This is a genomic window from Rhodococcus sp. WS1, assembly GCF_003797745.1.
Lineage (GTDB): Bacteria > Actinomycetota > Actinomycetes > Mycobacteriales > Mycobacteriaceae > Rhodococcus_F > Rhodococcus_F erythropolis.
In genome coordinates, this window is record NZ_RKLZ01000001.1 from 2331633 (window position 1) to 2356296 (window position 24664).

The following is a 24664-nucleotide window of genomic DNA, read 5'->3' on the forward strand; positions in this document are numbered from 1 at the left end:
TACCCAGGAACGTGAAGGTGCGCTCCCGCCCTGGTCAGACCTGTTCCCACGGACCGAATTCGAGCAAAACGTCGATTGCCGTCTTACCGTCCTGCGGCCGAACGACATGTTCGAGGGCGTAGACCCTCGATCCCTCCGCGGCGCGAGCGAGATCGGAAATACCGGGCAGAATGGTCGGTTCGGGTGGGCCGCCCACACCACGGTGGAAGTTCTCGATCGAATGCCCCAAATAGAGGACGCGCCCGCCTGGCGTCAGCCACTCCCCGACGCGTTTGAGCGTGTCGGCCAGCTCGTCGACCTCGAGGTGAAGAAAGCTGACCAACACCAGGTCAACTACCCCTTCCGGTTGCCACGTAGTCGCGTCGCCGATCTGCCAGTCGACAGCCTTGTCCAAGTCACTCGCCCGTGCCAGATCGATCGCCACCGACGAGTAGTCGACGGCAGTCACCGACCACCCTTGCCCGGCCATCCACCGCGCGTGACGGCCGTCGCCGCAGGCCAGATCGATCGCAGTGCCCGGCTTCAGGCCGGCAATTCGTGTTGCGACGGTTCCCGCCGGGTCGATTCCCCACGGCTCCGTCACCGCTCGGTATCGCTCGTCCCAGTCGTGTGCGTCCATGATCACTGCTCCTCGTGGTTCGTTTCACCGCGGTGCGTTCCACTGTCTCCGATCAGACGGTGCAACGAGCAGCATAGAGAACCCTCAAACGTGACAGATACATACCCCTGGGGGTATACAGGTGACGGTCAGGAATACCCCCACCCGTATCAGGAGCGAAGATGTCAGCGACCAGAACAGTCACCGCGGACCCACCCGCCCAATCCGACGGCATACTCGCGCGCCTCGGTCGATCGATGGGGGCGCACACCCGCCTCGTCATCGGCGTCTGGTTGATCGCGTTGGTCGCACTCGGCGCCGCAGCACCCAGCGTCTTCACCTCCCTGGCCGGCGCAGGTTGGCAGGCAAACGGATCCGAATCAGTGCAGGTTCGCGAGTTGGCCGAGCAGCATTTCGGTGGAAACTCCTCCGCTGCAGTGCAGGTGGTCGTTCACTCGGATTCTGTGCCCATCACCGATCCGTCGATGCAGCAAACGCTGGCGGCGGCAACGGAAATCTTCTCCGCGGACCCTCGTTTCGGCGAAGTGGTCGCCCCGCAGGCCGGCATGACCATCAGCCCGGACGGACATACCGGCATCATGATCGCGGGCGCCAACGCAAGTACCGACGAGATGGTCAGTGCGGTAGACGAACTCGGCAAGGAACTCACTGCATTGTCCACGGACACCATCGAGGTGTACCCCACCGGCGCGTCGGCTTTGTGGAGCGATTTCAACAAGGCCAATCACGAAGCGATGATCAAGGCCGAAATGATTTCGTGGCCCGTCACTCTCGCGATCATGGTGTTGGCCTTCGGCTCCCTGGTTGCCGCAGGACTCCCACTGCTTCTGACACTCGCAGGTCTGGTCGCCTCGGCGGGCGGGCTTGTGATCCTCAACGAGATCACGCCGATTTCCGTGTGGGCCATGAACTTCGCGATGATGTTCGCTCTCGCACTCGGCATCGACTACGCACTCTTCCTCGTCGCCAGGTTCCGGGAAGCACTGCGAACCGATCCGGATCCGCGGGCCGCCGTGGCTCAAACGATGGACACCGCCGGCAAAGCTGTTGTCCTCTCCGGCCTCACAGTTCTGGTCAGTTTGTCTGCGGTGCTCATCGTTCCAGCCCCGGCCGTACGCACGATGGCTGTCGGAATCATGCTCGCTGTGATCTTCGTTCTCGCCGCAACACTCACCCTGCTACCTGCCGTGCTCGGCCGGATCGGCGCCAAGGTCAACGGCGGTTCACTACCGTATGCAAAGCGCCAGCAGCACCGCTCCCCGATGTTCGCAGCTTGGGCATCACTGCTGCACAAGCACCCGTGGCCTTTCGGCATCGGCGCCGTGATCGTCCTTATCGCCCTCGTCGTTCCGGTCTTCGGACTGAAGGTTGCAATGCCCTCCATCGCCGTGGTTCCCGAGGACGCCCCGGTTCGACAGGGATACGAATTGGTGCAGCAGCAGTTCGGTGACGGGGCACCCGGAATGCTGCAGATCGTCACGTCCGCCGACGATGCAGCCGACACCTCGCGTCTTGCCATGAGCGTGGATGGCGTCGCAATGATCACCCCGACGCAACAAGCGGCCGACGGATCCGATCTGGTTATGCTGCAAGCAGTTCCCACCGTCGACCCGTCAGATCCTGCGATGGAAACCATCCTTGCCGACCTTCGGTCGCAACTGCCGGAATCGGCGCTCGTCGGCGGCGCTCCGGCTGAAAATCTCGACCTTCAGAAGGCGCTCGACGACTACCTTCCCTTCGTGGTGGTCGTGATTCTGACGCTCGGATTCCTGTTGCTGCTGATCGCCCTCCAGGCACCTTTGATCGCCTTGATCGGCACGCTGGTCAGCCTGCTGTCCACTGGGGCCGCATTCGGAATCGCGAAGTTGATTTTCCAGGACGGCCACGGAGCAGGCCTGCTCGGCTTCGATCCCCAGGGGTTTCTCAACGGGTGGGGTCCGGTCTTCTTCTTCGCCATGATCTTTGCCATCGCGATGGACTACACCGTGTTCCTGCTCTCGAGCGCCAAGGAGCACTACGAACGCACAGGTGACCCCGAGACCGCACACATCGACGGCCTCGCACATTCGGGTCGGGTCATTGCGGCGGCAGCAGCGGTGATGGTTGCGGTCTTCTTCACTTTTGCGCTCGCAGATCCCTTGCCACCCAAGGAAATGGGCATCATTCTCGGTGTAGCTGTCCTCCTGGACGCAGTGCTCGTCCGCTTGGTGCTGCTGCCCGTTCTCCTGCGCCTCAGCGGCCGGGCAGCCTGGTGGGCGCCGGCATGGTTACGACGCGTCCTGCCGAACATCAGCTTCTCGCATGACTGACCGTGTACCCGACATCACTGTCTTCTTGATACCCCCAGGGGTATAATGGAGACAAGAGAAATCGAAGCCAACGACATCGAAGCCAATGGCACCGAAGCCGACGACAAGGAGCGGGCAATGACAACACCCACAGAACCGATAGCGATCGCAACCAAGGTCACCGGAGCTTTCGACGACGTCGTCACCCGAACTCGTGCTGCTCTCGCCGAGCAGGGCTTCGGCATCCTGACCGAGATCGACATGCAGGCAACACTCAAGGCGAAGCTGGACGAGGACATGGAAAAGTACCTGATCCTGGGTGCCTGTAACCCGCCGTTGGCCCATCGGGCAGTTTCGGTGGATCGTCAGATCGGCCTCCTGCTGCCGTGCAACGTTGTCGTCCGCGAAGATACGACTACCGAGAATTCGTTCTTCGTCGAAGCGATGAATCCCGCTCTCATGGTTCAGGTTTCCGGCGAACCAGGCCTGGAGTCCGTGGCGGCCGACGCCGCCGTCAAGTTGCGGGCAGCCGTCGACTCGTTGATCTGACACCGCAGCCGGATCAAACACTGGATCAAGCAGTGACATGCCCCCAGGGGTACCCTCGGTCGCAGCACGAACACTCGAGAAGGGGCCACCATGACCGGCGACGAAGAGAGCATTGCGCTCGTACTGAACAGACTGCGGCGTGCTCACGGCCAACTTGCCGGGGTCATCTCGATGATCGAGAACGGCCGCGACTGCAAGGACGTCGTCACGCAGCTTGCAGCCGTGTCGAAGGCGCTGGACCGAGCAGGGTTCAAGATCGTCGCTTCCGGGCTGCGTGAATGCCTGAGCGGTGACAGCGCGGAAGGTCAGGAACCGATGACCGAGGCCGAACTCGAGAAGCTGTTCCTGGCACTGGCCTGAAATATGAGAAGGGCCTGACCTGCAGTCAGCAGGTCAGGCCCTTTCTCGCATGCGGAAAACTACTTCGCCAGGAAGTCGATCAGCACCTTGTTCACGGCCTCCGGACGCTCGAGGTACCCGTAGTGTCCGGCGTTGGGAATCTCTTCGAACGACGCCGTCGCGATGCAGTCCGCCACCTCGCGGGAGAGGTAGGGCGGGATCATGCGGTCGTCGGCGAAAGCGACGGACAGGCAGGGGCGCATGATCGACTTGTACGCACCCCGTCGATCGAAGGCGCGGTCCATACCGAGCTGTGCGCGAACACCCGGTGACGTTGCGCCGCCGGTGAACTCGAAGATATCCATCCAGTCGCGCGCGGAGTGATCGTCTGCCAGCGTGGCCGGCGAAAGGTTCATCACCGCGGTCACTGCGGCACGGTATTTGGCCGGCAGAGCGACGCCACTGTCGAACAACTGGCGCTCACCCTCGGTCAGGACCTGCTGGAAATGATCCATCCGGGCGTGGCCGGCGAGGAACACTGCTTTGCGAACCAGATCGGGCCTGGCGAGCGTCAGTTCCTGCGCCACCCGGGCGCCCATCGAGGTTCCGATGACATGGGCGGGGCCGCCACCGAGGTGTTCGATCAGTCCGGCGGTGTCCGCAACCATGTCGGGCATCGTGATGCCGCCGAGGCTCTCGCCGGACGGTGCGATTCCGCGGTTGTCGAAGGTGCAGACTCGGTAGCCGGCGGCCACCAGCGCCGGGGTCTGGTGCAGATCCCAGACGCGGCCGGGGCTGCCGGTCCCCATGATGAGCACCACCAGATCTCCATCACCCTTGACCTGGTAATTGATGGGGATTCCGTTGATTGTGGCGACCGTCATGTCAGCCTTCCTCCTCGTACGTGTGATCAACAATTTTGGTTGGATAGCCTAAGCTGATGGGCGGTCGTGTGACCGCAACCCCAGCCCATGCTCGTCCAGGAGGACCCCCGTTGAGAGTCGCTACGCTCGGATACCAAACCTGGGGCCACCGTACCCTGCAGGCCTTGATCGACTCCGATCACGAGGTCGTGCTGGCAATCACACACCCGAAGAGTGAGCACGTCTACGAACAGATGTGGGCGGACTCGGTTGCAGATCTGGCGGCCGAGAACGGTGTACCCGTTCACGTGGCGAACAAGCCTGACGACGCCTTCAAAGCCGCGCTGGCCGAAGCAGCTCCCGACATCATCGTCGCCAACAACTGGCGTACCTGGCTGCCTGCGGAGGTCTTCGACGCACCCAAGTACGGCACCCTCAACATCCACGATTCGCTGCTGCCCAAGTACACGGGATTCTCCCCGCTCATCTGGGCTCTGATCAACGGCGAAGAAGAAGTCGGCCTCACGGCGCACCTGATGGACGAGGAACTCGATGCGGGCGACATCGTGCTGCAGCGATCGACGACGGTCGGCCCGACCGACACCGTCACCGATCTGTTCCACCGCACGATCGACATGATCGGCCCCATCACACTCGACGCCCTGGATCTGATCGCGTCCGGGCGGACCGACTGGACGCCGCAGGACCGATCGCAGGCCACGTTCTTCCACAAGCGTGCACCGCAGGACAGCCACGTCGACTGGTCCTGGCCGGCCGAGGTCATCGAGCGTTTCGTCCGGGCACAGTCCGATCCGTACCCCAACGCTTTCGCGGAGTTCAAGGGCCGGCGCATCCGCATCCTGAAGGCGTCCGTCTCACGCGGGCACTACGGAGGAACCCCCGGCCGCGTGTTCATCCAGGAAGACGACGGCATGGTGATCGTCGCGGGCCCCGACGCATGGTCGGGCAAGAACAAGGGGCTGCGGATCGAGCGCGTCCGACTCGACGACGGCAGCGAGTACACCGCCGCCGAGTTCTTCCCCCACGGCGGCGGGTACCTAACCTGATCGTCTGATCAGACCCCCTCAGTACAAACCCCAGTACAAACCCCTCAGTCGCGACCTTCCCAGGCCGCCCACAGTTGTGCGTAACGCCCGCCCGCGGACACCAGTTCGCGGTGCGGGCCTTCTTCTACGATCTGTCCGTGTTCGAGCACGATCACTCGGTCGGCGCCCGCAGCCTGTGTAAGCCGGTGTGCAACAACCAGAGTGGTGCGGCCCTCCGTAGCGGCTTCGGCAGTCGCTTCCAGTTCCCGTGCTCCGGCGCTGCCCGCCTCCGCTGTTGCTTCGTCCAGTACCGCGACGGCCGGGTCGGCCAACACCAGTCGCGCCAAAGCCAACTGCTGCGCCTGTGCCGCCGTCATCTCGTGCCCGCCTTCGCCGACGACGGTCAGCATTCCCTCGTCGAGAGCCTCCACCCACTCGTACGCGCCGACCGTCCGCAGTGCCGCGGCTACGTCCTCGTCCGAGGATTCAGGCGCGGCCAACCTCAGATCCTCGATCAGGGGCCCGGCAAAAACATGGACCTCCTGACTCACGATCGCGATGTGGCGTCGTAGGTCGTCGAGGTCGGCAAGCGGGACACCACCGATCGACACCCGCCCCGACGTCGGAGTGATCGAACCGGCAGCGATCGCCGCAAGCGTCGTTTTTCCGGCTCCGGTCGAACCGACGAGCGCCACGCGCTCCCCCGCTCGCAAGGTGAGGCTCACTCCGTGGAGAACCTCATGGCCGCCGTCGTAGCTGTGCCGAATGTCGTCCAGACGCAGCGAACCGTCGGCCGGAACGGAACCTGCATCCGTCGAAGGCTCCGTTTCCTCGATCTCGACGACGCCGACCAGTCGCGCGAGGCTGGCGCCGGCCGACTGCACTTCGTCGAAGGTGTAGAGCAGCGAGCCGATCGGGTTGAACAGGCGATGGAACAGCAGAGCAGCAGTCGTCGTCTGGCCTACTGTCACGACGTCCTCACGGACCAGCAGGAATCCGACGACGAGAATCATGGACAAGCCCACGAATTCGGCGCGGTTACCGCGACCGGCGAACCTCGTGAACAGGCCGAACACGCCGACGGCCAGATCACGCGCTTTTGCCGACGCCGTATCTATCTGACCGAGGTGTTCCTTCTCGAGGCTGTACGCGCGGACCGTCTTGGCACCCTGGAGGCTGCTGATGAGCGCTTGTGAACGAGCGCCCATCGCTACCCGCTCGGCAGCGTAAATGGGAGCCGATCGTGGCAGGTACCACTTGAGCGCCAGCGCGTACATCGGCAGCGCGACCATTCCGGCGAGGCCGAGGCGCCAGTCGAGTCCCAGCATGGTCACCATGCTCAGAGCCACGAGCAGAACTGCTGCGATCATGCCGGGAACCACGTCGGACACGGCCTTGGCGATCACCGACACGTCGTCGCCGACTCGTGAGAGCAGATCGCCCTTGCCGACCTTCTCGACGGTCTGGATCGGCAGGCGCAGTGCCCGGTCCACGGTTCGCTCGCGCAGGTCCGCCAGAATCGTCTCGCCGAGTCGCTTGATCAGATAGGCGGCCACACCGGTGAACACACCGCCCACGATTGCGGCGGCGGCGATGATCACGACCACCCCGACGATCGTCGACGTGGGCGCGTTGTCCCGGACCCGGTCGACCAGGACACCGAATACGTAAATCGGCACCAAGGCCATCGCCGACGCCGAAGCCGCGACGATCAGGACCAACAGGCTCTGCATCCGGTGTTCGGCCAGCGCTGCTCGCAACCACTTCCAGGTCTGGCGACCACTCGCGATCGGCAACAGTTCGCGCTCGGTCACCTTCTCGGCGTTCTCCCCGGCCGGCATATCGGTTGTCATGTCCGTGGCCGTCACCGCAGCACCGCTCCTCGGTAGTTCGCGTCGCCGCGAGAGAGTTCGGAATGTGTGCCGATCGAGGCAATCACTCCGTCGTTCAAGACGATCACTCGATCCGTCACAGCCAACAAGGCGGGGCTGCTGGTGATCAATACCGTCGTGTGGATGCCACCGGCACCCTCGTGCCGCAGTTCTGCGATTCCTTCGGCGATCGACGCCTCGGTCACCGCGTCCACTGCCGTAGTCGGATCGTGCAGGACCATCACGGGTGCCTGTGCCACCAAGGCGCGCGCGAGGGCGACGCGTTGTCGCTGACCTCCCGACAAACTGGCGCCTCGATCGGTCACTTCGAGGTCGAGACCGTCCGGATGTGCGTCGACGACATCCGCCGCTGCCGACGCTGCCAGAGCGCTCTGAATGTCTAGAGCAGCGGCGTCACCGGCGCCCGCAGTGACGTTCGAGGCGAGGGACCCGGAGAACAGATCGGTGATGTGCGGCTCCACCAACACCGTCCGACGCGCCAATCGCAAGTCCATGTCGGACAGGCTGATTCCGCCAACCCTCACCACTCCGCGATACGCGTCCTGCGCCAGCTGACCGGACAGGACCGCGACAAGAGCGTCGGCGTCCTGCGGCTGGTAAGCCACGACGCCCAGCAGTTCTCCGGCAGGCAGGTGCAGGTCGATGCCCTTGAGCGACTTGTACTCGACGCCGTCGAGGGTCAGGTCGGTGCCTTCGAGTTCGGTCTGCGACCCCGCGCCCCGCAGTGGCTCTGCGTCCAAGACCAATGCGAGTCGATCCGACGACGCCCGCGCCACCGCGAAGTATCCGGGAATGGACGCAAGCAATCCGAGCGGTTCGATGATGAACTGCGCAAGCCCCACCACGGTGATCAGTTCACCGACCGTGATCCGGCCCTGCAACGCGAAGTACCCGGCGAAGCCCGCAACACCGACCGCGAGCAACGCACTGACGGTCGCGGCAACGCCGGTGTAGATACCGGTCGCCTTGGCCGTGCCGATCGTCGACGCGAGCGCCTGACGGCTGACTGTGCGATAGCGAGCCGACGCGGTCTTCTCACCACCGATACCGCGCAGTGGACGCAATCCGCTGACCAGATCCGTAGCCATCGCCGACGCCCGCGCGATCGACGCCTGCTGACCGGTGGCCCTCGACGTGATGAGCGGCGCCGCCAATTGCAGCAGACCGAGAATGACCGGCGTTCCGATCAGAACGGCCAATCCCAGCCAGAGGTCGATCCACACCAAAGCCGCGGCCGACGCGACCGCAGCCGTCAGGGCCGCAGCCGCGCGCGGGACGATGTCCGCGATCCACGAAGTCTGCTCGGCGTCCGATGTCGAAACAGTCAGCAGTTCACCTGAACGCAGATCGGTTCGCACCCCACGCGGATCGAGGACGCGGTGCGCCACCTCGAGCCGGAGGCGGTGAGCCTCCTGCTGCATCGCGGTGACGATGAAGCGTGCACCGAAGCGCCACGCGGCCGTCAGAACGAGAAACAGAGCCGCGAGACCGACGATGGAGACGATCAGGGCCGTGGTGTCCGAAGTCTCCACGGCACGGTCGATGATCACACCGATGGAGATCGGCACCGCCGTCTCGGTCAGTTGGTGCAGACAGACCAGAACCGTGCCGATAGCGAGCGGGCGACGGTTGCGGACGAGGACGCGTCGCAAAATCGCAGCACCGCTGTGATTGCCACTATCGGGCTCGTCCGAGTCGACGGTCACACTCGAGGGGGTCGAACTCATGGAACTCCAAGCATCGATGGAAGCGATAAAGTTGAGTACAGAGATAAGTAAGTCGACCCTAATACATGAGCAACTAGCGTCGACACGCCCAGTTCTCATAGAGTCGCGAGTAAGAAACATTGCTTGCGCCGTGCAGGCAAGCACGAGAGGAACATGATGGCTGAGAACACGACCGTCGAAACCGAGATCGCGGACGAGGAAATCGAGACCGTCGCCGAGGAAACAGCGCGCATGGCGCAGCACGTTGTCGCTGCATACGCGGAGGATGCCGACGAGTGCAGGATGCTGCTCTCGATGCTCGGTATCTCTCCCGCCGCCAAGCTCGACTGAATCTTTCCCTCACCGACCGAGAAGGAACCACGTGCCTGTCAGTCCGGATTCGACCAGTTCAACCCTTTCTGACAGCGCACTTGCTTCTTCGACCGGTGACACCGTGTCCGGGCAGGCTGAGTTCGTCGTCGTAGCGAACCGCCTGCCCGTCGACTTGGAACGGCTTCCCGACGGCACCACCCGCTGGAAGCGGAGCCCCGGTGGACTGGTCACCGCTCTCGAGCCGATTCTGCGCAGCAATCAGGGCGCGTGGGTGGGCTGGGCGGGCGTGCCGGACGCCGATCTCGACCCCATCGTCGAAGACGGACTCGAGCTCTACCCCGTGCCGCTGAGCGCCGAGGAGATCAACGAGTACTACGAGGGGTTCTCCAACGCCACCCTCTGGCCGCTCTATCACGACGTCATCGTCAAACCCGAGTACCACCGCGAATGGTGGAACGCCTACGTCGAGGTGAATCGGCGGTTCGCCGAAGCCACTTCCAAGGCAGCGGCTCAGGGCGCAACCGTCTGGATCCAGGACTACCAGCTGCAGTTGGTACCGAAGATGCTGCGGATGCTGCGCCCCGACCTCACCATCGGATTCTTCCTGCACATTCCGTTTCCCCCGGTCGAGCTGTTCATGCAGATGCCGTGGCGCACCGAGATCGTCGAAGGCCTCCTCGGCGCCGACCTCATCGGCTTCCACCTTCCGGGTGGCGCACAGAACTTCCTCTACCTGGCCAGACGCCTTGCCGGACAGCAGACTTCACGCGGAACCGTCGGAGTCCGCTCCAAACTCGGTGTGGTGCAAGTAGGTTTCCGTAGCGTCCGCGTCGGTGCATTCCCCATCTCCATCGACTCCGGCAAGCTCGACGAGCTATCACGCACCAAGGCAATTCGAGACCGCGCCAAGCAGATTCGCAAAGAACTCGGAAACCCCAAGCACATCATGCTGGGCGTGGACCGCCTCGACTACACCAAGGGCATCGACGTCAGGCTCGCCGCACTCCACGAACTTCTCATGGAGAAGCGCATCGATCCCGCCGACACGGTCATGGTGCAGTTGGCGACCCCGAGCCGCGAACGTGTCGAAAGCTACGTACAGATGCGCGGAGACATCGAGCAGAAGGTCTCCCGGATCAACGGCGAGTTCAGCGAAGTCGGTCGCCCCGTCGTCCACTACATCCATCGGCCGATCCCCCGCGACGAACTGGTCGCGTTCTTCGTCGCTGCCGACCTCATGCTGGTCACACCGCTGCGTGACGGTATGAACCTGGTCGCCAAGGAGTACGTCGCCTGCCGCAGTGATCTGGGCGGCGCATTGCTGCTCAGCGAATTCACCGGCGCTGCAGCAGAACTCCGTCAGGCTTTCCTGTGCAATCCCCACGACCTCGACGACGTCAAGGATTCGATGGAGAAGGCCCTCAATCAACCGCGAGAGGACGGCCGACGCCACATGCGTGCGCTACGTCGTCAGGTCCTGACCCACGACGTCGACCGCTGGGCACGCTCGTTCCTCGACGCGCTCGCGCACGGCGGTGCCGCAGGTCCGGCGCTGATCGCCCCGGCCGAAGCACAAGACCACTGAGGACAGTGCACAAAGGCTGGGGCCGCGGAGAGTGAATCTCCGCGGCCCCAGCCTGTTTCAGATAATCAGAAGGGTTGGACGTTGTTCACGAGCCAACGCCCGTCCTGCTTCTCCAGACTCATCTTGACGCGACTACCACTGGCGACGGCTTCGGGTGATTCCGAAGACGTAGTGATCTGATTGAGGAACAGCATCGTCGTCGCACTGTCTGCCTCGGCGTCGAGAACCGCGGCGCCCTGGACGACTACCTGAACGGTCAGCGACTTTTCCTTGGCTCCCGGAATGATCACCGATTCGATCAGGTTGGTGAACGTGCCCTGGAAATCGCCCGTCAAACCGTCTGTGGCCGCGTGCAACTGCTGGTCGACGTTGTTGTAGTCGTACTGGAACATCGCAACCGCCTGATCGGAAGAGGCCTGTGCCACTTCGTCTCTGGTCTGATCGATCGCCGCAATGTCACGCGTTCCACCCGGACCGAAGTAGAGATAGGCCGACACTGCCGCCAACGCGATGGCCACTGCACTGATGACGCACAGAACGATGGCGAGCGGTGAGACGCGCTTGGGCTTGGACGTCTCGGGGATTACTTCTGGGGTCATGGCACAAACTCCACATTCGAGGCAAGCAACTGCCCGTCGACGTCGCACATGGTGATTCGGAGTCGGTAGTTGCGTTCAGCGGGCGCTTCGTCGCCGTTCTTCTGCATCGCACGCACGGCGACCAATGAAGTCCCGCAATCGCCGTCGGACTTCTCGAACCCGGCTTCGAGTACCTCGCCGTCGGTCTGAACTCCGGCCTGCCCGAGGACGTTGACAAACGAATCCTTGCGTCCGTCGAACTGCGACTTGAACTCGTCGGTGGTGCCGGCGAGGAACTTGTCGAGGTCGGCAGCCGCTGTATCCGCGTGCAGTGTCGTCAGATTCAGTGCGGTGGTCCGGGCACCGGCCACGTAGCGGGCTCGGTCCTCGTCGGCATTGGACGCCTTGTTCCGGTCGACGAGAAGAAACACCGTCAAGGCCGCAAGAGCAACAGCGATCACCGAAGCAACGGCGATCCCGACTACCAGCCCGGCCTTGGGCTTCGAACGAACAGGGGTGTCCACAGCAGTTTCTGCGGGGGTTTCGGCGGTGCCAGTCGGCTCAGCCTTGGTCGCGACCTGATCGCCGCTGACGACCTTCTCAGGTGGAGTATCGGGCTTGCCCAAAGCAACTGGCGCCGCCACCTTCTGCTCAGCCGACTTCTGCTCAGCCGACTTCTGTTCGGCCGACTTCTTTTCGGTGGGCACTACTACCGCGGCAGCGTCTGCATCCGCACCCGTGGGTCCGGCGCTGCGGGACGCGCGACGGCGCACCCGCTGCCCGGCCTGTGGATCTTCGTCTGTCATCAACCCTGCTGACCCTTCATGAACTGTTCGAGACTGACGTCGCCGCCACCGAGGTTCGGTTGCGAGTACGTCCTTCCGTCCGGCCCGATGTACGTGCCTGTAATCGGATCGTACCGACGAGCCGAGACCGAAGGCGTCGACGTGTACGAGCTCGGGGTCGCGGTAATCGGTTCCGGAGGCCCGGATTGCGGGTTCGTGCCCATCGGTACGTAGCCGGAACGGCACTGTTCGACCGTCGGCGCACGACGTCCCGGATACTCCTCGCAGGGAAGGTTTCTCGCGCCGCGCACGGCGATCGGCGAATCCTGGGCAACCTGGCAGAAGAGATCCGACGGCGTCTCGATCGGTGATTCGTCCTTCGGACTGCGCCACTGCTCTGCGGGCAGGAATCCTGTAGTGCACGGCGGCGGGTCGTTGACCTCCATGTGGAAGTCCACCAGTGCACCATCCGCAGCCGGGCCGGAGCCTGCCACCGTGACCAGCGCTGCGGCCAGCGGCGGGTAGATGACCAGAATCTGCTCGATCGCGTTGTTGTAGATCACGCCGACCTGTCCGACGGACACGAGGTTCGCCAGAAGAATCGGCAATGTCGGCTGCATGTCTTGCAGAAGAGCATTCGCCTCCGCCGCTGCGGCCGGACCCTTCTGGATGACGGCACGCAGATCAGGGTCGCTGGCTCGGAGCTGGTCGGTGAACGTCACCAGATTGCTTGTCCAGGAACGGATGGCGTCGCTGCTGACCACCTGAGTGTCCAGGAGTGGACCGGCCTGCTCGATCAGCGTCTTGGTCGCGTCGGAGTTGTTGTTCGCCTCCTCGACGAACAGCCGAGCCGAGTCGATCAGCTTCTGCAGATCCGGGCCGGCACCGTTGAACGCCTTGAAGGATTCGTCGATGACGGTCTTGAGCTTGGTGTCGGAAATGCTCTGCAGCAACAGATCTGCCTGATCGAGCATCGCGCCGACATCCTGCGGAATGCTGGTTCGGTCTTCGGGAATCACCGATCCGTTTTCCAGATGCCCGTCGACCACGATCGCTCCGGAGCTGTCGGTGTGCGGAATCAGGTCGACGAACTGCTCGCCGATCGCCGACACACTCTTGACCGCAGCATCGACGTCCGACGGAACCTTGACGCCACTCTCGAGAGACAGTCGCGCATTCACACCCGTCTCCGAGAGCTCCACCGCGTTCACGACACCGATGGTCTGACCGCGGTAGGTGACGTTCGAGTTCTTGTACAGCCCGCCGGTGGCGGGCAATTCGACAGTGACGTCGTAACGGCCGATACCGACCATCGCCGGAACACGCACGTACTGAGTGGCCATCACGATCAAACCGACGACCGTCAAGACGGCGAAGATGGTGAGCTGGATACGGACGAACTTTGTGAGCATCATGGTGCCGGTGCCCCCTGAGGAAGTCCTGGAATGTTGATCGGCGGAAGTCCCGGAATCTGAATGGTATTCGGATCCGCTGCCGGGGCCTGCGCAGCGGGAGCCTGTCCGGCGGGAGCTTGTGCCGGCGGTGCGGCAGGCTTGAGCGGGTCGCTCAACGGGTTGCCTGTCTGTCCGGCGAGCCCCGCCTGCTTACCCAACACACCTTCTGGTCCGGAGAGCGTTCCGGCCAACGGAGTTCCCGTCAGGAAGTTCGCGTCGAGTCGGGGCAGCGAGATGTCGATGGTCATCGCCAGGTTGGCGTAGTCACCGCGGATGACGTTGTCGATTCCGTTCTGTGGGAACGGGAACGTCAAGAGGACTCCGAGAACTTGAGTGAGAGCGTTACCCGAATCCGCCAAGGCCTTCAGAGTCGGCGAAAGAGCCCGAACGTTGGTCGCGAAATCGTCGCCGCTCTCCTGGATGACACGGCTCGCCACCTCGCTGAGACCACCGAGGGAGGTCAACGCGTTGGTGATGTCCTGACGCTGAGCGACAAGAACCTCGAGTGCCGGCGGAATACCTTCGAGCGCTTTGTTCAAGGTGTCGTGCTGTGCCTGGACGGTCGAGGACAGTCGATCGAGTCCTTCCATCGCCGAAACGATGTCGCCTCGTTGCTTGTCCAGACTTCCGACCAGCTGATCGAGCTGAGGCAGGAGGTCTCGAACGGAATCTTCACGCCCACCGAGAGCCGCGTTGAGTTCCTTCGTGATGTCCTGAACCTGAGCGAGACCGCCGCCGTTGAGAACAACGGACAGCGACGACAGCGTCTGTTCCGTCGTCGGGTAAGCGCCCGCCCGCTCGATCGGAATCAGGTCACCGGCTTCGAGTCGGCCCTCGGGCTCTTCTCCAACCGGCGGCGCCAACTCGATGTGCTGAGAGCCGAGCAAGCTGGTCTGGCCGATTTTCGCCGTCGCGTTGGCAGGCAACTGAACCTCGGGATTCAGCGACACCGTCACCAGAGCGTGCCAGCCCTGAACCTCGATGTTCGAAACGCTTCCCACTGCAACGTCATCCACCCGGACGGGCGAATTCTGCGACAGCGTAGTCACGTTCGGCATCTCGATCTGGACCTCGTATGCGCCTTCGCCCCGGCCCTGAGTTCCTGGCATCGGCACAGAGTTGAGACCGTTCCATTCACAACCGCTGGCGCCGAGTGCCACTGCCGTGGCCAACACGGCAACCGTGGTCTTGCGAGCTACCCGCATCAGTTCCCTCCGCCCATGTTGAAGAGTTCGGCGAGATCCTTGGGAACACTCGTCATGGGAGCACCTGACATCGGTCCTGCGACAGTTTCCGGCTGATTCTGACTTGCCGCTTCCAATCCCGGTTCGGTGTAGACGATCTGATCCGGGAAAGCCTGCACGCCCGCGACCGGGTTGAACAGGAATCCGGGGTAGTTGCCGATCATCGTGCTGAGCACCGGCCCGAGGTATTGCTTACACAGGTCGGCACTGTTCTGGGAGTTACCACTGTCGATGCCTTCGATGGAACCACAGATCCACTGGATCGGATTCTTGAAGTTACTCAGTGCGATTGCGCCGGTCATGCTGCCCTGAGCCGGTTTGTAGATCTGATAGAAGTTGGCAAGCGACGTCGGTCCGGAGTGCAGAACCTGCTCGATCTCCGGGCGCTTGTCCGTCAGTACCTGGGTGGCATCGGCCAGACGCGCGACCGATTCGCTCAGTCCCTCGCTGTTGTCCTTGACGAACCGCTGAACGTCGCCCACCGCCAGGTCGAGATCGCTGAGGGCGGTACCCAACTCGTCGGAGCTGCTTGCGAGAACGCTTGTCACCGAAGCGAGGTGACCGCTGAACTGCACGATCTGCTCGTTACTCGAGGACAACGCAGTGACAAACGCCTGCAGGTTCCGAATGGTGGAGAACAAATCGGTCCGGCCTTCGGACAGCGTGTGCATCGTGGCCGAGAGTTCGCGCAACGTCGACCGAATGGACTCGCCGTTGCCGTCGAGGTTCGTTCCCACGGTGTCGATGAATCGGCCGAGGGAACCCTGATCGTCCAGACCCTCCGGTCCGAGTGCGTCCGACAGTTTGGTCAGTTCGGTCTTGATCTCGTCCCACTCCACCGGAACGGCGGTGCGCTCGATCGGGATCTCGCCGCCATTGGGCATCTGTTCCCCGCCGGAGTACACGGGGGTCAATTGCACGAAGCGTGCGGACACGAGGCTTTGAGCAACGATGAGCGCCTTGGCATCTGCCGGAACGTCGACGCTCGAGTCGATCTTCATCTCGACGTACGTGTCCCGATCACGCGGTTCGATCTTCGTCACCTTGCCGACGTTGACACCGAGCACTCGCACGACGTCGCCCTCGTAGAGACCTGTCGTCGAGACGAAGTGCGCGGAGATCTTGGTCTTGCCCAGGCCAGGGATGAAGAGGTAAGCCGCACCCGCCACGAGCAGCGCGACCAGCACACCCGCTCCGATCAGCACCCACTTCTTGCGTGGGTTGGTGGAGCCCTGTGAATCCTGTGAAGTCATGGTCTCGGTCATTCTCCCGGCCCCCTGATCGTCGGTGGAATGCCGGGGAAGAAGTCTTCCAGGTCGCCCGGAACCTGCTCGGGCGCGACGCTGGTGTCCACCAAGGTCTTCCACCAGTTACTCGGCAGAATGTTGATGATGAAGGCATCGAAGAACGGGCCGCTGGCCACGGTCTCGCCGAGCGCGGTGATGTACGGTCCGAGGCCGTCGAGCGCCCCGGCGATGTTGTCCTTGTTCTGCTGAAGAACCTCGGCGACCGAATTCAGCTTCTCGAGGGTCGGCCCCATCTGAGCCTCGTTCTCCTGCACAAGCGCTGACAGTTGACGTGAGACTGCGCCGGTGTTGACGATCAGTTCGCTGATCGCGTCACGCCGCAAGCTGAGTTCGGCAAACAGCTTGTTTCCGTCAACCAGCAACGAATCGATCTGACCGCTTCTGTCGGAGAGGATCTTGGTGACATCTTCGGCCCGCGAGAGCAATTGGAGCAGGCTCTCGTCGCGTGAGTTGATGCTCTGCGAAAGCCGCGTCATTCCGTCCAATGCGGTGCGAAGTTCTGGCGGAGTATCGGCCAGGGTGTCCGAGATCGCGTTGAGCGAATCGTTGATCTGTTCCGTGTCGAGTTCGGACACCGTGGTACCGAGGTCACCCAGAGCGTCGTTGAGCGAGTACGGGGAGTTGGTGCGTTCCACCGGAATCGGCGTGTCCGTGCGCAGCAGTCCGGATCCTTCCGGCCGCACCGCCAACGACTTTCGGCCGAGAACCGTGTTGGTCTTGATGTCGGCCGCGGTCTGCTCGCCCAGGGCGACACCGTCTTGAACGGTGAAGGTGACCAGCACCTTCTGGTCGTCGAGTTCGACGTCGCTGACCTTGCCGACCTTCACGCCGGCCATGGTGACGTCGTCGCCTGTGACCAGGCCGCCGGCATCCTGGAAGTACGCCGAGTAGCGAATGCCGCCGTTGATGAACTGGAGTTGATCGTATTGAAGCGCGGCACCCACTGTTGCCACCGCCAGGACGAGACCGATGACACCGATCTGTACCGGATTGCGTTCACGGGTAGGGGTCATGAGACTTTTGCGCACCTTCCCGTGTCCTGCACTGCCGTGGGCAAGATGATCGTCGTTCCGTCAGGTCCGGAGAACTTGAAAGTGTTGGCGCACAGATAGAACTGGAAGAACGCTCCGTACGTGCCCACTCGGATCAGCTTCCGGTAGTCGGACGGCAGACGACCGAGAGCGGTATTGATGTCGTCCTTGCCCAGGTCCAGCTGCGTCATCGTTCGGTTGGTCTCCCCGATCAGGGTCTGGATGTCCGGACGTGTCGCCTGCAGCAGCGATGCGAGATCTCCGGTGGCGCCGGCGATCTCGGTGATCGAATTACCGATCGGGCCACTGTCCTTCGCCAATCCACTGACCAACTGCTGGAGCTGATCGATCGTGGTGGAGAACTGATCACCCTTGTCGTTGATCGTGCCGAGTACGTCGTTGAGGTTGGTGATGACGTCCCCGATCAGCTGATCTCGGTCCGCCAACGTGCTGGTGAACGAACTGGTGTTTCCCAGAAGCGAAACCAATGTTCCACCCTGGCCTTGGAGTACCTGGAGCAGGGCCCCGGAGAGGTCGTTGACCTGCTGGGGGTCGAGAGAGCGAAGCAGCGGCTTGAATCCGCCGAGCAGCAGATCCAGATCGAGCGCGGGCGACGTCTGGTCGACTGGAATCGATCCACCTGACGAAAGCGTCTCGGTGGAACCAGCGCCCTCGAGCAGTTCCATGTAGCGGTCGCCCACCAGGTTCTCGTAGCGCACAGTCGCTTTGGTGCTCTTCATCAGTGAGTACTTGGTATCGACGTCGAACTCGACCTCGGCCTGGTTGGAGTCACCGATGGACACTCCGGTGACCGACCCGACCGGAACACCGGCGATACGTACCTTGTCGCCGGACTTGAGTCCCGAGACGTCCGAGAAGGTGGCGTGAAATCCGTTGCTGCTGCTGAAGCGCACCTGACTGAAGACGATCGCCAGTCCGGCGAAGATGACCGCCATGACGACGGTGAAAATCAGCAGCTTGACCGTGGTCGGTCTCATCACTTCCCGTCTTCCTGCTCGTAGGAGTCACCGAAGAGATACTGGAAAATGGTCGGCACGGTGACGCGCAGTTCGGTGTTGGGAACGAAAGGCACGTTGCCGGTGTTGGTGACTGCGAACGGGGCATGCCCGTCGACCTTCGGATCGAATTCGGGCAGACCATAACAATTGGGTCCACCGGAGGCCGCGACCTTGGGGAGAGATTGCGGGTTCTGGTACGCCTCGGCGCCGTACATGAAGCTCGCGCTCAGCATCAGTGCCGCTTTGTCCCCGGTGCCTGCCAGTGGCTCGAACTTGATCCGGCCGTCGTTCAACCCGACGATGAAGCACGTCAGACCCGACGAGTACTTGTCGAGCAGGGTCGTCGTCGCGGTCAGAGTGTCGAGGGCGGTGGTCAGGTTCTGCTCGTTGTCGGTCAACAACGCGTTGCCGGTGTCCGCGAGGCCGGTGACGTTGAGCAACAGCAGGTCGAGGTTTGCCTGCTCCGCCACGATCGATCCGCTTGTCGCGGTGGCGTTGTCGAGGATGCGCATCAGATCCGGTGCCACGTCGGCGTACAGGTTGGTGACATCGGCGGCGCCGACCAAGTCTTCCTGGAGCTGCGGCAGAACCGGATTCATCTTCTTCAGATAGGTGTCACCGAGCTCGAGAACCTCACCCAGCGACTCGCCGCGCCCGTTGAGTGCAGTGGAGATCGCGCCGAGTGTGGCGTTGAGCTTTTCCGGTTCGATCTTCGCGAGTACGTCCGAAAGATGTTCGAAGACACTGTTGAACTCGACGGTGACGCTGTCCGAGGCGATGACAGCACCCTCCTGGATCGGCTGGGTCGACGGATCGTCGGGAATCACGATGTTGACGTACTTCGCACCGAACACCGTGGTGGTCTTGATTTCCACCCGGGCGTTCGACGGAATCTTCGACATCTGGCCCGGATCCATCGCCAACTTCAGGTTTGCCTGGTCGCCGACGAGGGAGATCGATTCGACGCGGCCGACCTGCACTCCGCGCAGCTTCACCTTGGCATTCGGTTCCATGACCAGGCCGGCACGCGTGGACGTCACGGTGATGGGCGTGCTCTTGGTGAACCCACCCGAGAACATGGTGAGAGCAACGGCGACGATCGCCACGAGTCCGAGGACCAGGCCGGCTGCGGCCAACTTCTTGTGCCATCTGGGTACGGTCATCGCTTGCCCGCCTATCCCGACAGGTTGAAGTTGCCGGACCCGCCGTAGATGGCGAGTGAGATGAGCAGGGTGACCGTGACGACCGCGATCAACGAGGCGCGCACTGCGTTACCCACCGCGACACCGACGCCGACCGGGCCACCGGTTGCGTTGAAGCCGTAGTAGGTGTGGATGAGCATGACGGCCAGCGCCATGACTATCGCCTGGGCGAACGACCACAGTATGTCCGTGGGTATCAGGAAGGTCGTGAAGTAGTGGTCGTACACGCCGCCGGACTGGTTGTAGAGGAACACCGTCGCAAAGCGGCTGGCGACGAACGACGCGATCACCGCCAGTGAGTACAGCGGGATGATCGCGATCATGCCGGCCATGACGCGGGTGCTGACCAGATACGGAATCGACGGGATCGCCATCGTCTCCAGGGCGTCGATCTCTTCGGAGACGCGCATCGCACCGAGCTGCGCGGTGGAGCCGGCGCCGATGGTCGCGGCGAGGCCGATTCCGGCGATGACCGGCGCTGCGATGCGAACGTTGATGAAGGCGGCGAAGAAGCCCGTGAGTGCTTCGACACCGATGTTGCCCAGCGAGCTGTAGCCCTGAACGGCGATGGTGCCACCGGTGAACAGCGTCAGGAATCCGACGATCACGACGGTGCCACCGATGACGGCGAGAGCACCGGTGCCCATGCTGATCTCGGCGATCAGTCGCAGAGTTTCACGCGGATAGCGCATCAGCGCCTTGGGAGCGTGACCGAGAGCCTTCGCGAAGAACAGCGCTTGATCACCGATGCTGTCGATACTGCGAGAGATCGAGCCGATCTGTCGACGTGTGCGCGGGAAGCGTCCCGCTGCGGCCAACGCCATCAGATCTCCTCCCGTCCGTCGTTCGTCGTTCTGTCCACTTCGATCTCTCCGACTGCCGTGTGCCTCATCCGGCCGTCAACTTGATACCGATGGTCGTGATGAGCACGTTGACGACGAAGAGCGCCATGAACGCGAACACGACGGTCTGGTTGACCGCGTCACCGACGCTCTTGGCGCCGCCCTTGACGTTGAGTCCGAGGTAGGCCGCAACCAGGCCGGCGATCATGCCGAACAGTCCTGCTTTGACCATGGAGAGCATGAGCTCACCGAATCCGGTGAGCAGTGTGATGCCGTTGACGAAGGCGCCGGGATTCACGTCCTGGATGAACACGGAGAAGACGAAACCGCCGAGGATGCCGATGGTGCAGACCAGTCCGTTGAGGAGCAGCGCCACTCCCGTCGACGCGAGCACCCGGGGAACGACCAACCGGTGGATCGGATTGATACCGAGCACCTTCATGGCGTCGATCTCTTCGCGAATGGTTCTGGCCGAGAGGTCCGCGCAGATGGCGGTTGCGCCGGCGCCGGCGACGATCAGCACGGTGACGATGGGGCCGACCTGTGTGACGGTACCGAGCGCAGCTCCGGCACCGCTGAGGTCGGCTGCACCGATCTCGCGCAAGAGAATGTTGATGGTGAAGCTGACCAGCACCGTGAACGGGATTGCGACCAGCACCGTCGGCACCATCGAGACTCGGGCCACGAACCAGGCCTGATCGATGAACTCTTGACGCTGGAAGGGGCGGGAGAAGACTGCCCTCAAGGTTTGGGCGGACATCTGAAAGAAGCCACCGACCGCTCGTAATGGCACCTCGACGAGGTCTACCATTCGCCCTCCTCGTCCTTGGTTGCCGCAGTACTGTCTGTTCTCATAGTCCAGCCCCCGACAGCTTGTGACTCAGGTCATATTAACTAGAACGTGTTCACCTGTCAAAAACAAGTGTCCAACTCTAAGAAGTAGCCTCACGGCGACGATCCGAAACCCGAAGGTTCGAGCCATGGGAAGCATCCCTTTTCGGTGCGAATTTCGCCGAAATATCCTGGAAATTAATACTTTTGAATGATCAGCGCTTATCGGCGCCGGATCGAGACCCTGCTACCGCGCCAGCCTTGACCGGGCACGTCGATCGAATATCGCATCGTTCACAGGAATGCAAAATTGGAACACAGTCTAGTTTTTTCGAGACCGTTGGTCTCGTTGTAGAACGCAGGCAGAGTGCCGCGCCCACCGACTCGTGAACACGCTATTTCTACCAGGAAGTGGACACGTAGACCGTCTAAGTGTGAACAACGGTTCTACGTGTCGCGCACCTGAGAATCAGACCCGTCGATCAGCCCAACGCGCGCAGGGCCGCCGATGCCGAGAACATCTTTGCCGGGTCACGGTCAGCGAAGTAGTCACCCATCACCGCGGACAGCGTTTCCGGCGACCAGGAATCTCCCTCGGCGTCGAACCGCTGCTCGACGACGGGCGCCGCCATCAGCGCAACCATCGGTCCGTACACCACGAATACTTGACCGTTGACGGCGTCGGCCGCCGGTGACGCCAGGTACGAGACGAGCGATGCCACATGCTCGGGCGAGAGCGGATCGATGCCGTCGGCCGGCGCGTCACCGAACACACCTTCGGTCATCGACGTCCGTGCCCGCGGGCAGATCGCGTTGGCCCGAACGCCGTAGCGCGAGAGCCCACGTGCGGCCGACAACGTCAGCGCCGTGATTCCGGCTTTTGCAGCGCCGTAGTTGGGCTGCCCTTCCGGTCCGAGGAGACCCGCCTCCGAAGAAGTGTTGACGATGCGCCCGTACACCGGCGCCCCGGCTTCCTTGGATTTCGCTCGCCAGTAGGCAGCGGCGTTGCGGCACAGGAGGAAATGGCCGCGAAGATGAACTTCGAGGACCAGATCCCAGTCTTCGTCGGACATGTTGAACAGCATCCGGTCGCGTACGACGCCGGCATTGTTGACGACGATGTCGACGCTGCCGAACTGTCCCTGCGCTGCTTCCATCAGTGCGTCGGCGGTAGAACGCTCACCGACGTTGCCTGCCACGAATTCGACTTTGGCGCCGAGACCGCGGATCTCCTCGAGCGTTGCTTCGACGGCCTCGTTCGGGGCCAGATCGTTGACGACCAACGACGCACCGGCCTTCGCCAGACCGATGGCCTCGAACTTTCCGAGCCCCGATCCGGCACCGGTCACGATGGCGACCTTGCCTTCGAGACTGGTTTCTGGGCTGTTCACAGCATTCATCGAAGCGCTCTCCCGGTTCTCTGCGGTCGTGTGTCGAGTTACCCGGCTCGATTGCCGTGACCCACGAGTTCGCAACTTTAGAACGTGTTCTTGTTTTGGGCAACCATCGTCACGGATGTTCGGTCAGCGCCGCACGCGGGCACTGAGCGATCGCGGAACGGACATCTTCCCAGCGATCCTCCGGCGGACGCACGGAACTGATCACGAGCTCCTCGTTGTCGTCGAGGTCGAAAATATCGGGTGCGATCCCTACGCACACACCGTTTGCCTCGCAACGGTCCAGATCAACCCTGACCTCCATGGCGATTCCTCTTCTCTACTCACTACTACTGGCGCGAACACGGATACGAAACGAGTGCCGCAGGGCTGTGCCGCACACCGTTCCTGGCGATAACACTAGAACCTGTTTCAGTCGTGTGCAATGATTCGAAAAAGTACCGAGAACGGACGTCGAACGATCCGCCGGAGACGGCGAGAGCGTCCCTTGTCGCCGATGTACGCATCGATAGAACCTGTGTCAATCGAATGGTTGGCGCTTTGATTCGTATCTCTATGGAGAGGTAACCATGCACATCACCTACACCCCTGAGCAGCAACAGCTCCAGGAGGAGTTGCGTGCCTACTTCGCACAACTGATGACTCCCGAGCGGCGTGAAGCACTCGCTGCCACGACGGGTGAGTACGGCGAAGGCAATGTGTACCGCGAAGTCGTCGCGCAGATGGGCCAGGACGGCTGGCTCACGCTGGGTTGGCCGAAAGAGTACGGCGGACAGGAACGCTCCGCGATGGACCAGCTGATCTTCACCGACGAAGCTGCCATTGCCGGTGCGCCCGTGCCGTTCCTGACGATCAATTCCGTAGCGCCGACAATCATGCATTTCGGGACGGACGAGCAGAAGGCCTTCTTCCTGCCCAAGATCTCCCGCGGTGAGCTCCACTTCGCGATCGGTTACTCCGAGCCCGAGGCCGGCACCGACCTGGCGTCTCTGCGCACGTCGGCCGTCCGTGACGGTGACGATTACGTCATCAACGGGCAGAAGATGTGGACGAGCCTGATCCAGTACGCCGACTACGTGTGGTTGGCGTGCCGCACCGATCCGGAAGCCAAGAAGCACAAGGGAATCAGCATGCTGATCGTCCCGACCACCGCAGAAGGCTTCTCCTACACCCCGGTTCACACCATGGCCGGCCCCGACACCAGCGCCACTTACTACCAGGACGTACGGGTCCCGGCGTCGTCGATAGTCGGCCAGGAACACGGCGGCTGGGCACTGATCACCAATCAGCTCAACCACGAGCGTGTTGCCCTCACCTCGGCCGGACCGATTCTGACCGCGCAGCGTGAGGTCCGCGAGTGGGCACAGAACACCAAGCTGCCCGACGGCCGACGCATGATCGACCAGGAATGGGTGCAGATCAATCTGGCTCGCGTGCATGCCAAGGCCGAGTACCTGAAGTTGATGAACTGGGAAATCGCCTCCGCAACCGATCACGCTCCCGGTCCCGAAGCGGCGTCGGCCAACAAGGTGTTCGGTACCGAATTCGCCACCGAGGCTTACCGCTTGCTGATGGAGATCCTCGGATCCTCCGCCACGATCAGGCAGAACTCCCCCGGCGCTCTTCTACGTGGACGCATCGAACGCATGCATCGTTCTTCGCTGATCCTGACGTTCGGCGGCGGTACCAACGAAGTGCAACGCGACATCATCGGAATGACAGCTCTGCGGCTTCCCGCATCGAAGCGATAAGGA

The 24664-nt window shown here is 62.5% G+C and carries 23 protein-coding genes; 7 read left to right on the forward strand and 16 right to left on the reverse strand.

Annotated features, from left to right (window positions below):
- Positions 1–34 precede the first annotated feature (34 nt).
- Positions 35–619 (reverse strand): class I SAM-dependent methyltransferase, encoded by a 585-nt coding sequence (locus tag EEB12_RS10705; RefSeq protein ID WP_097388244.1) that lies wholly within the window; start codon positions 617–619, stop codon positions 35–37.
- Positions 620–780: 161 nt separating this feature from the next.
- Here EEB12_RS10705 and EEB12_RS10710 point away from each other — a divergent pair, with 161 nt between their 5' ends.
- The 3 genes from EEB12_RS10710 (at position 781) to EEB12_RS10720 (ending at position 3816) form a co-directional block, all read left to right on the forward strand.
- Positions 781–2928, forward strand: coding sequence for an MMPL family transporter (locus tag EEB12_RS10710; RefSeq protein ID WP_141487749.1), 2148 nt, complete (start codon positions 781–783; stop codon positions 2926–2928).
- Between the two features lie 117 nt (positions 2929–3045).
- A complete protein-coding gene (locus tag EEB12_RS10715; protein WP_141487887.1) occupies positions 3046–3456 on the forward strand; it encodes a DUF302 domain-containing protein in 411 nt (136 codons plus the stop codon).
- 90 nt (positions 3457–3546) lie between these two features.
- Complete coding sequence (locus tag EEB12_RS10720; protein WP_007734349.1) at positions 3547–3816, forward strand: metal-sensitive transcriptional regulator; 270 nt, start codon at positions 3547–3549, stop codon at positions 3814–3816.
- 59 nt (positions 3817–3875) lie between these two features.
- On the opposite strand, the gene EEB12_RS10725 is transcribed toward EEB12_RS10720, so the two are convergent.
- Positions 3876–4679, reverse strand: a complete 804-nt coding sequence (locus EEB12_RS10725; protein ID WP_141487750.1) for an alpha/beta fold hydrolase — start codon at positions 4677–4679, stop codon at positions 3876–3878.
- Positions 4680–4789: 110 nt separating this feature from the next.
- Here EEB12_RS10725 and EEB12_RS10730 point away from each other — a divergent pair, with 110 nt between their 5' ends.
- On the forward strand, positions 4790–5725 hold the full coding sequence (locus tag EEB12_RS10730) for a methionyl-tRNA formyltransferase (RefSeq protein WP_020906323.1): 936 nt from the start codon (positions 4790–4792) through the stop codon (positions 5723–5725).
- A 44-nt stretch (positions 5726–5769) separates the two neighbouring features.
- Here the strand turns inward: EEB12_RS10730 and EEB12_RS10735 are convergent, their stop codons facing one another.
- Both EEB12_RS10735 and EEB12_RS10740 read right to left on the reverse strand, forming a co-directional pair.
- Positions 5770–7557: an ABC transporter ATP-binding protein gene (locus EEB12_RS10735; RefSeq protein ID WP_410055707.1), complete on the reverse strand. Its 1788-nt coding sequence runs from the start codon at positions 7555–7557 to the stop codon at positions 5770–5772.
- Between the two features lie 11 nt (positions 7558–7568).
- Positions 7569–9323: an ABC transporter ATP-binding protein gene (locus EEB12_RS10740; protein ID WP_141487751.1), complete on the reverse strand. Its 1755-nt coding sequence runs from the start codon at positions 9321–9323 to the stop codon at positions 7569–7571.
- Between the two features lie 156 nt (positions 9324–9479).
- On the opposite strand from EEB12_RS10740, the gene EEB12_RS30470 reads away from it, so the two are divergent.
- Together EEB12_RS30470 and EEB12_RS10745 are read left to right on the forward strand one after the other, a co-directional pair.
- A complete protein-coding gene (locus EEB12_RS30470; protein WP_020968508.1) occupies positions 9480–9653 on the forward strand; it encodes a hypothetical protein in 174 nt (57 codons plus the stop codon).
- 103 nt (positions 9654–9756) lie between these two features.
- Positions 9757–11220 (forward strand): trehalose-6-phosphate synthase, encoded by a 1464-nt coding sequence (locus tag EEB12_RS10745; protein WP_020906320.1) that lies wholly within the window; start codon positions 9757–9759, stop codon positions 11218–11220.
- 65 nt (positions 11221–11285) lie between these two features.
- On the opposite strand, the gene EEB12_RS10750 is transcribed toward EEB12_RS10745, so the two are convergent.
- The 12 genes from EEB12_RS10750 to EEB12_RS10805 form a co-directional block, all read right to left on the reverse strand.
- Positions 11286–11819 carry a twin-arginine translocation pathway signal gene (locus tag EEB12_RS10750; protein WP_019747004.1) on the reverse strand — a complete coding sequence of 178 codons (534 nt, stop codon included), beginning with the start codon at positions 11817–11819 and terminating at the stop codon, positions 11286–11288.
- The gene (locus EEB12_RS10755; protein ID WP_141487752.1) at positions 11816–12604 is read right to left on the reverse strand and encodes a hypothetical protein; all 789 of its coding nucleotides are present in this window, start codon (positions 12602–12604) and stop codon (positions 11816–11818) included. The genes EEB12_RS10750 and EEB12_RS10755 overlap by 4 nt, the downstream gene beginning before the upstream one ends.
- Positions 12604–13998 (reverse strand): MCE family protein, encoded by a 1395-nt coding sequence (locus EEB12_RS10760; protein ID WP_019747002.1) that lies wholly within the window; start codon positions 13996–13998, stop codon positions 12604–12606. The genes EEB12_RS10755 and EEB12_RS10760 overlap by 1 nt, the downstream gene beginning before the upstream one ends.
- Positions 13995–15242 carry an MCE family protein gene (locus tag EEB12_RS10765; RefSeq protein WP_020968506.1) on the reverse strand — a complete coding sequence of 416 codons (1248 nt, stop codon included), beginning with the start codon at positions 15240–15242 and terminating at the stop codon, positions 13995–13997. Before EEB12_RS10765 ends, EEB12_RS10760 begins: the two co-directional genes overlap by 4 nt.
- The gene (locus EEB12_RS10770) at positions 15242–16546 is read right to left on the reverse strand and encodes an MCE family protein (protein ID WP_019747000.1); all 1305 of its coding nucleotides are present in this window, start codon (positions 16544–16546) and stop codon (positions 15242–15244) included. Before EEB12_RS10770 ends, EEB12_RS10765 begins: the two co-directional genes overlap by 1 nt.
- Entirely contained in the window at positions 16543–17601 is a 1059-nt protein-coding gene (locus EEB12_RS10775) for an MCE family protein (protein WP_003945728.1), read from the reverse strand. Before EEB12_RS10775 ends, EEB12_RS10770 begins: the two co-directional genes overlap by 4 nt.
- On the reverse strand, positions 17598–18617 hold the full coding sequence (locus EEB12_RS10780) for an MCE family protein (protein WP_019746999.1): 1020 nt from the start codon (positions 18615–18617) through the stop codon (positions 17598–17600). Before EEB12_RS10780 ends, EEB12_RS10775 begins: the two co-directional genes overlap by 4 nt.
- A complete protein-coding gene (locus tag EEB12_RS10785) occupies positions 18617–19801 on the reverse strand; it encodes an MCE family protein (RefSeq protein WP_003945815.1) in 1185 nt (394 codons plus the stop codon). Before EEB12_RS10785 ends, EEB12_RS10780 begins: the two co-directional genes overlap by 1 nt.
- Positions 19802–19812: 11 nt before the next feature.
- Positions 19813–20664 (reverse strand): MlaE family ABC transporter permease, encoded by an 852-nt coding sequence (locus EEB12_RS10790; RefSeq protein ID WP_003945759.1) that lies wholly within the window; start codon positions 20662–20664, stop codon positions 19813–19815.
- 64 nt (positions 20665–20728) lie between these two features.
- Positions 20729–21493, reverse strand: a complete 765-nt coding sequence (locus tag EEB12_RS10795; RefSeq protein ID WP_003945687.1) for an MlaE family ABC transporter permease — start codon at positions 21491–21493, stop codon at positions 20729–20731.
- 502 nt (positions 21494–21995) lie between these two features.
- Complete coding sequence (locus EEB12_RS10800; RefSeq protein ID WP_007734334.1) at positions 21996–22913, reverse strand: 3-oxoacyl-ACP reductase; 918 nt, start codon at positions 22911–22913, stop codon at positions 21996–21998.
- 109 nt (positions 22914–23022) lie between these two features.
- Positions 23023–23214 (reverse strand): ferredoxin, encoded by a 192-nt coding sequence (locus EEB12_RS10805; RefSeq protein WP_007734330.1) that lies wholly within the window; start codon positions 23212–23214, stop codon positions 23023–23025.
- Between the two features lie 265 nt (positions 23215–23479).
- Between EEB12_RS10805 and EEB12_RS10810 the strand changes: the two genes are divergently transcribed.
- On the forward strand, positions 23480–24661 hold the full coding sequence (locus tag EEB12_RS10810) for an acyl-CoA dehydrogenase family protein (RefSeq protein ID WP_003945878.1): 1182 nt from the start codon (positions 23480–23482) through the stop codon (positions 24659–24661).
- The last annotated feature ends 3 nt before the right edge of the window (positions 24662–24664 follow it).

What these genes read in the sequence shown, in the direction of transcription:
- EEB12_RS10805 (WP_007734330.1), bottom strand. Translation starts at nt 23,214, where the DNA reads ATGGAGGTCAGGGTTGATCTGGACCGTTGCGAGGCAAACGGTGTGTGC.
- EEB12_RS10735 (WP_410055707.1), bottom strand. Translation starts at nt 7,557, where the DNA reads ATGACAACCGATATGCCGGCCGGGGAGAACGCCGAGAAGGTGACCGAG.
- EEB12_RS10705 (WP_097388244.1), bottom strand. Translation starts at nt 619, where the DNA reads ATGGACGCACACGACTGGGACGAGCGATACCGAGCGGTGACGGAGCCG.
- EEB12_RS10790 (WP_003945759.1), bottom strand. Translation starts at nt 20,664, where the DNA reads ATGGCGTTGGCCGCAGCGGGACGCTTCCCGCGCACACGTCGACAGATC.
- EEB12_RS10750 (WP_019747004.1), bottom strand. Translation starts at nt 11,819, where the DNA reads ATGACCCCAGAAGTAATCCCCGAGACGTCCAAGCCCAAGCGCGTCTCA.
- EEB12_RS10740 (WP_141487751.1), bottom strand. Translation starts at nt 9,323, where the DNA reads ATGAGTTCGACCCCCTCGAGTGTGACCGTCGACTCGGACGAGCCCGAT.
- EEB12_RS10800 (WP_007734334.1), bottom strand. Translation starts at nt 22,913, where the DNA reads ATGAATGCTGTGAACAGCCCAGAAACCAGTCTCGAAGGCAAGGTCGCC.
- EEB12_RS10760 (WP_019747002.1), bottom strand. Translation starts at nt 13,998, where the DNA reads ATGATGCTCACAAAGTTCGTCCGTATCCAGCTCACCATCTTCGCCGTC.
- EEB12_RS10720 (WP_007734349.1), top strand. Translation starts at nt 3,547, where the DNA reads ATGACCGGCGACGAAGAGAGCATTGCGCTCGTACTGAACAGACTGCGG.
- EEB12_RS10785 (WP_003945815.1), bottom strand. Translation starts at nt 19,801, where the DNA reads ATGACCGTACCCAGATGGCACAAGAAGTTGGCCGCAGCCGGCCTGGTC.
- EEB12_RS10710 (WP_141487749.1), top strand. Translation starts at nt 781, where the DNA reads ATGTCAGCGACCAGAACAGTCACCGCGGACCCACCCGCCCAATCCGAC.
- EEB12_RS10765 (WP_020968506.1), bottom strand. Translation starts at nt 15,242, where the DNA reads ATGCGGGTAGCTCGCAAGACCACGGTTGCCGTGTTGGCCACGGCAGTG.
- EEB12_RS10780 (WP_019746999.1), bottom strand. Translation starts at nt 18,617, where the DNA reads ATGAGACCGACCACGGTCAAGCTGCTGATTTTCACCGTCGTCATGGCG.
- EEB12_RS10775 (WP_003945728.1), bottom strand. Translation starts at nt 17,601, where the DNA reads ATGACCCCTACCCGTGAACGCAATCCGGTACAGATCGGTGTCATCGGT.
- EEB12_RS10725 (WP_141487750.1), bottom strand. Translation starts at nt 4,679, where the DNA reads ATGACGGTCGCCACAATCAACGGAATCCCCATCAATTACCAGGTCAAG.
- EEB12_RS10810 (WP_003945878.1), top strand. Translation starts at nt 23,480, where the DNA reads ATGCACATCACCTACACCCCTGAGCAGCAACAGCTCCAGGAGGAGTTG.
- EEB12_RS30470 (WP_020968508.1), top strand. Translation starts at nt 9,480, where the DNA reads ATGGCTGAGAACACGACCGTCGAAACCGAGATCGCGGACGAGGAAATC.
- EEB12_RS10795 (WP_003945687.1), bottom strand. Translation starts at nt 21,493, where the DNA reads ATGGTAGACCTCGTCGAGGTGCCATTACGAGCGGTCGGTGGCTTCTTT.
- EEB12_RS10755 (WP_141487752.1), bottom strand. Translation starts at nt 12,604, where the DNA reads ATGACAGACGAAGATCCACAGGCCGGGCAGCGGGTGCGCCGTCGCGCG.
- EEB12_RS10770 (WP_019747000.1), bottom strand. Translation starts at nt 16,546, where the DNA reads ATGACCGAGACCATGACTTCACAGGATTCACAGGGCTCCACCAACCCA.
- EEB12_RS10715 (WP_141487887.1), top strand. Translation starts at nt 3,046, where the DNA reads ATGACAACACCCACAGAACCGATAGCGATCGCAACCAAGGTCACCGGA.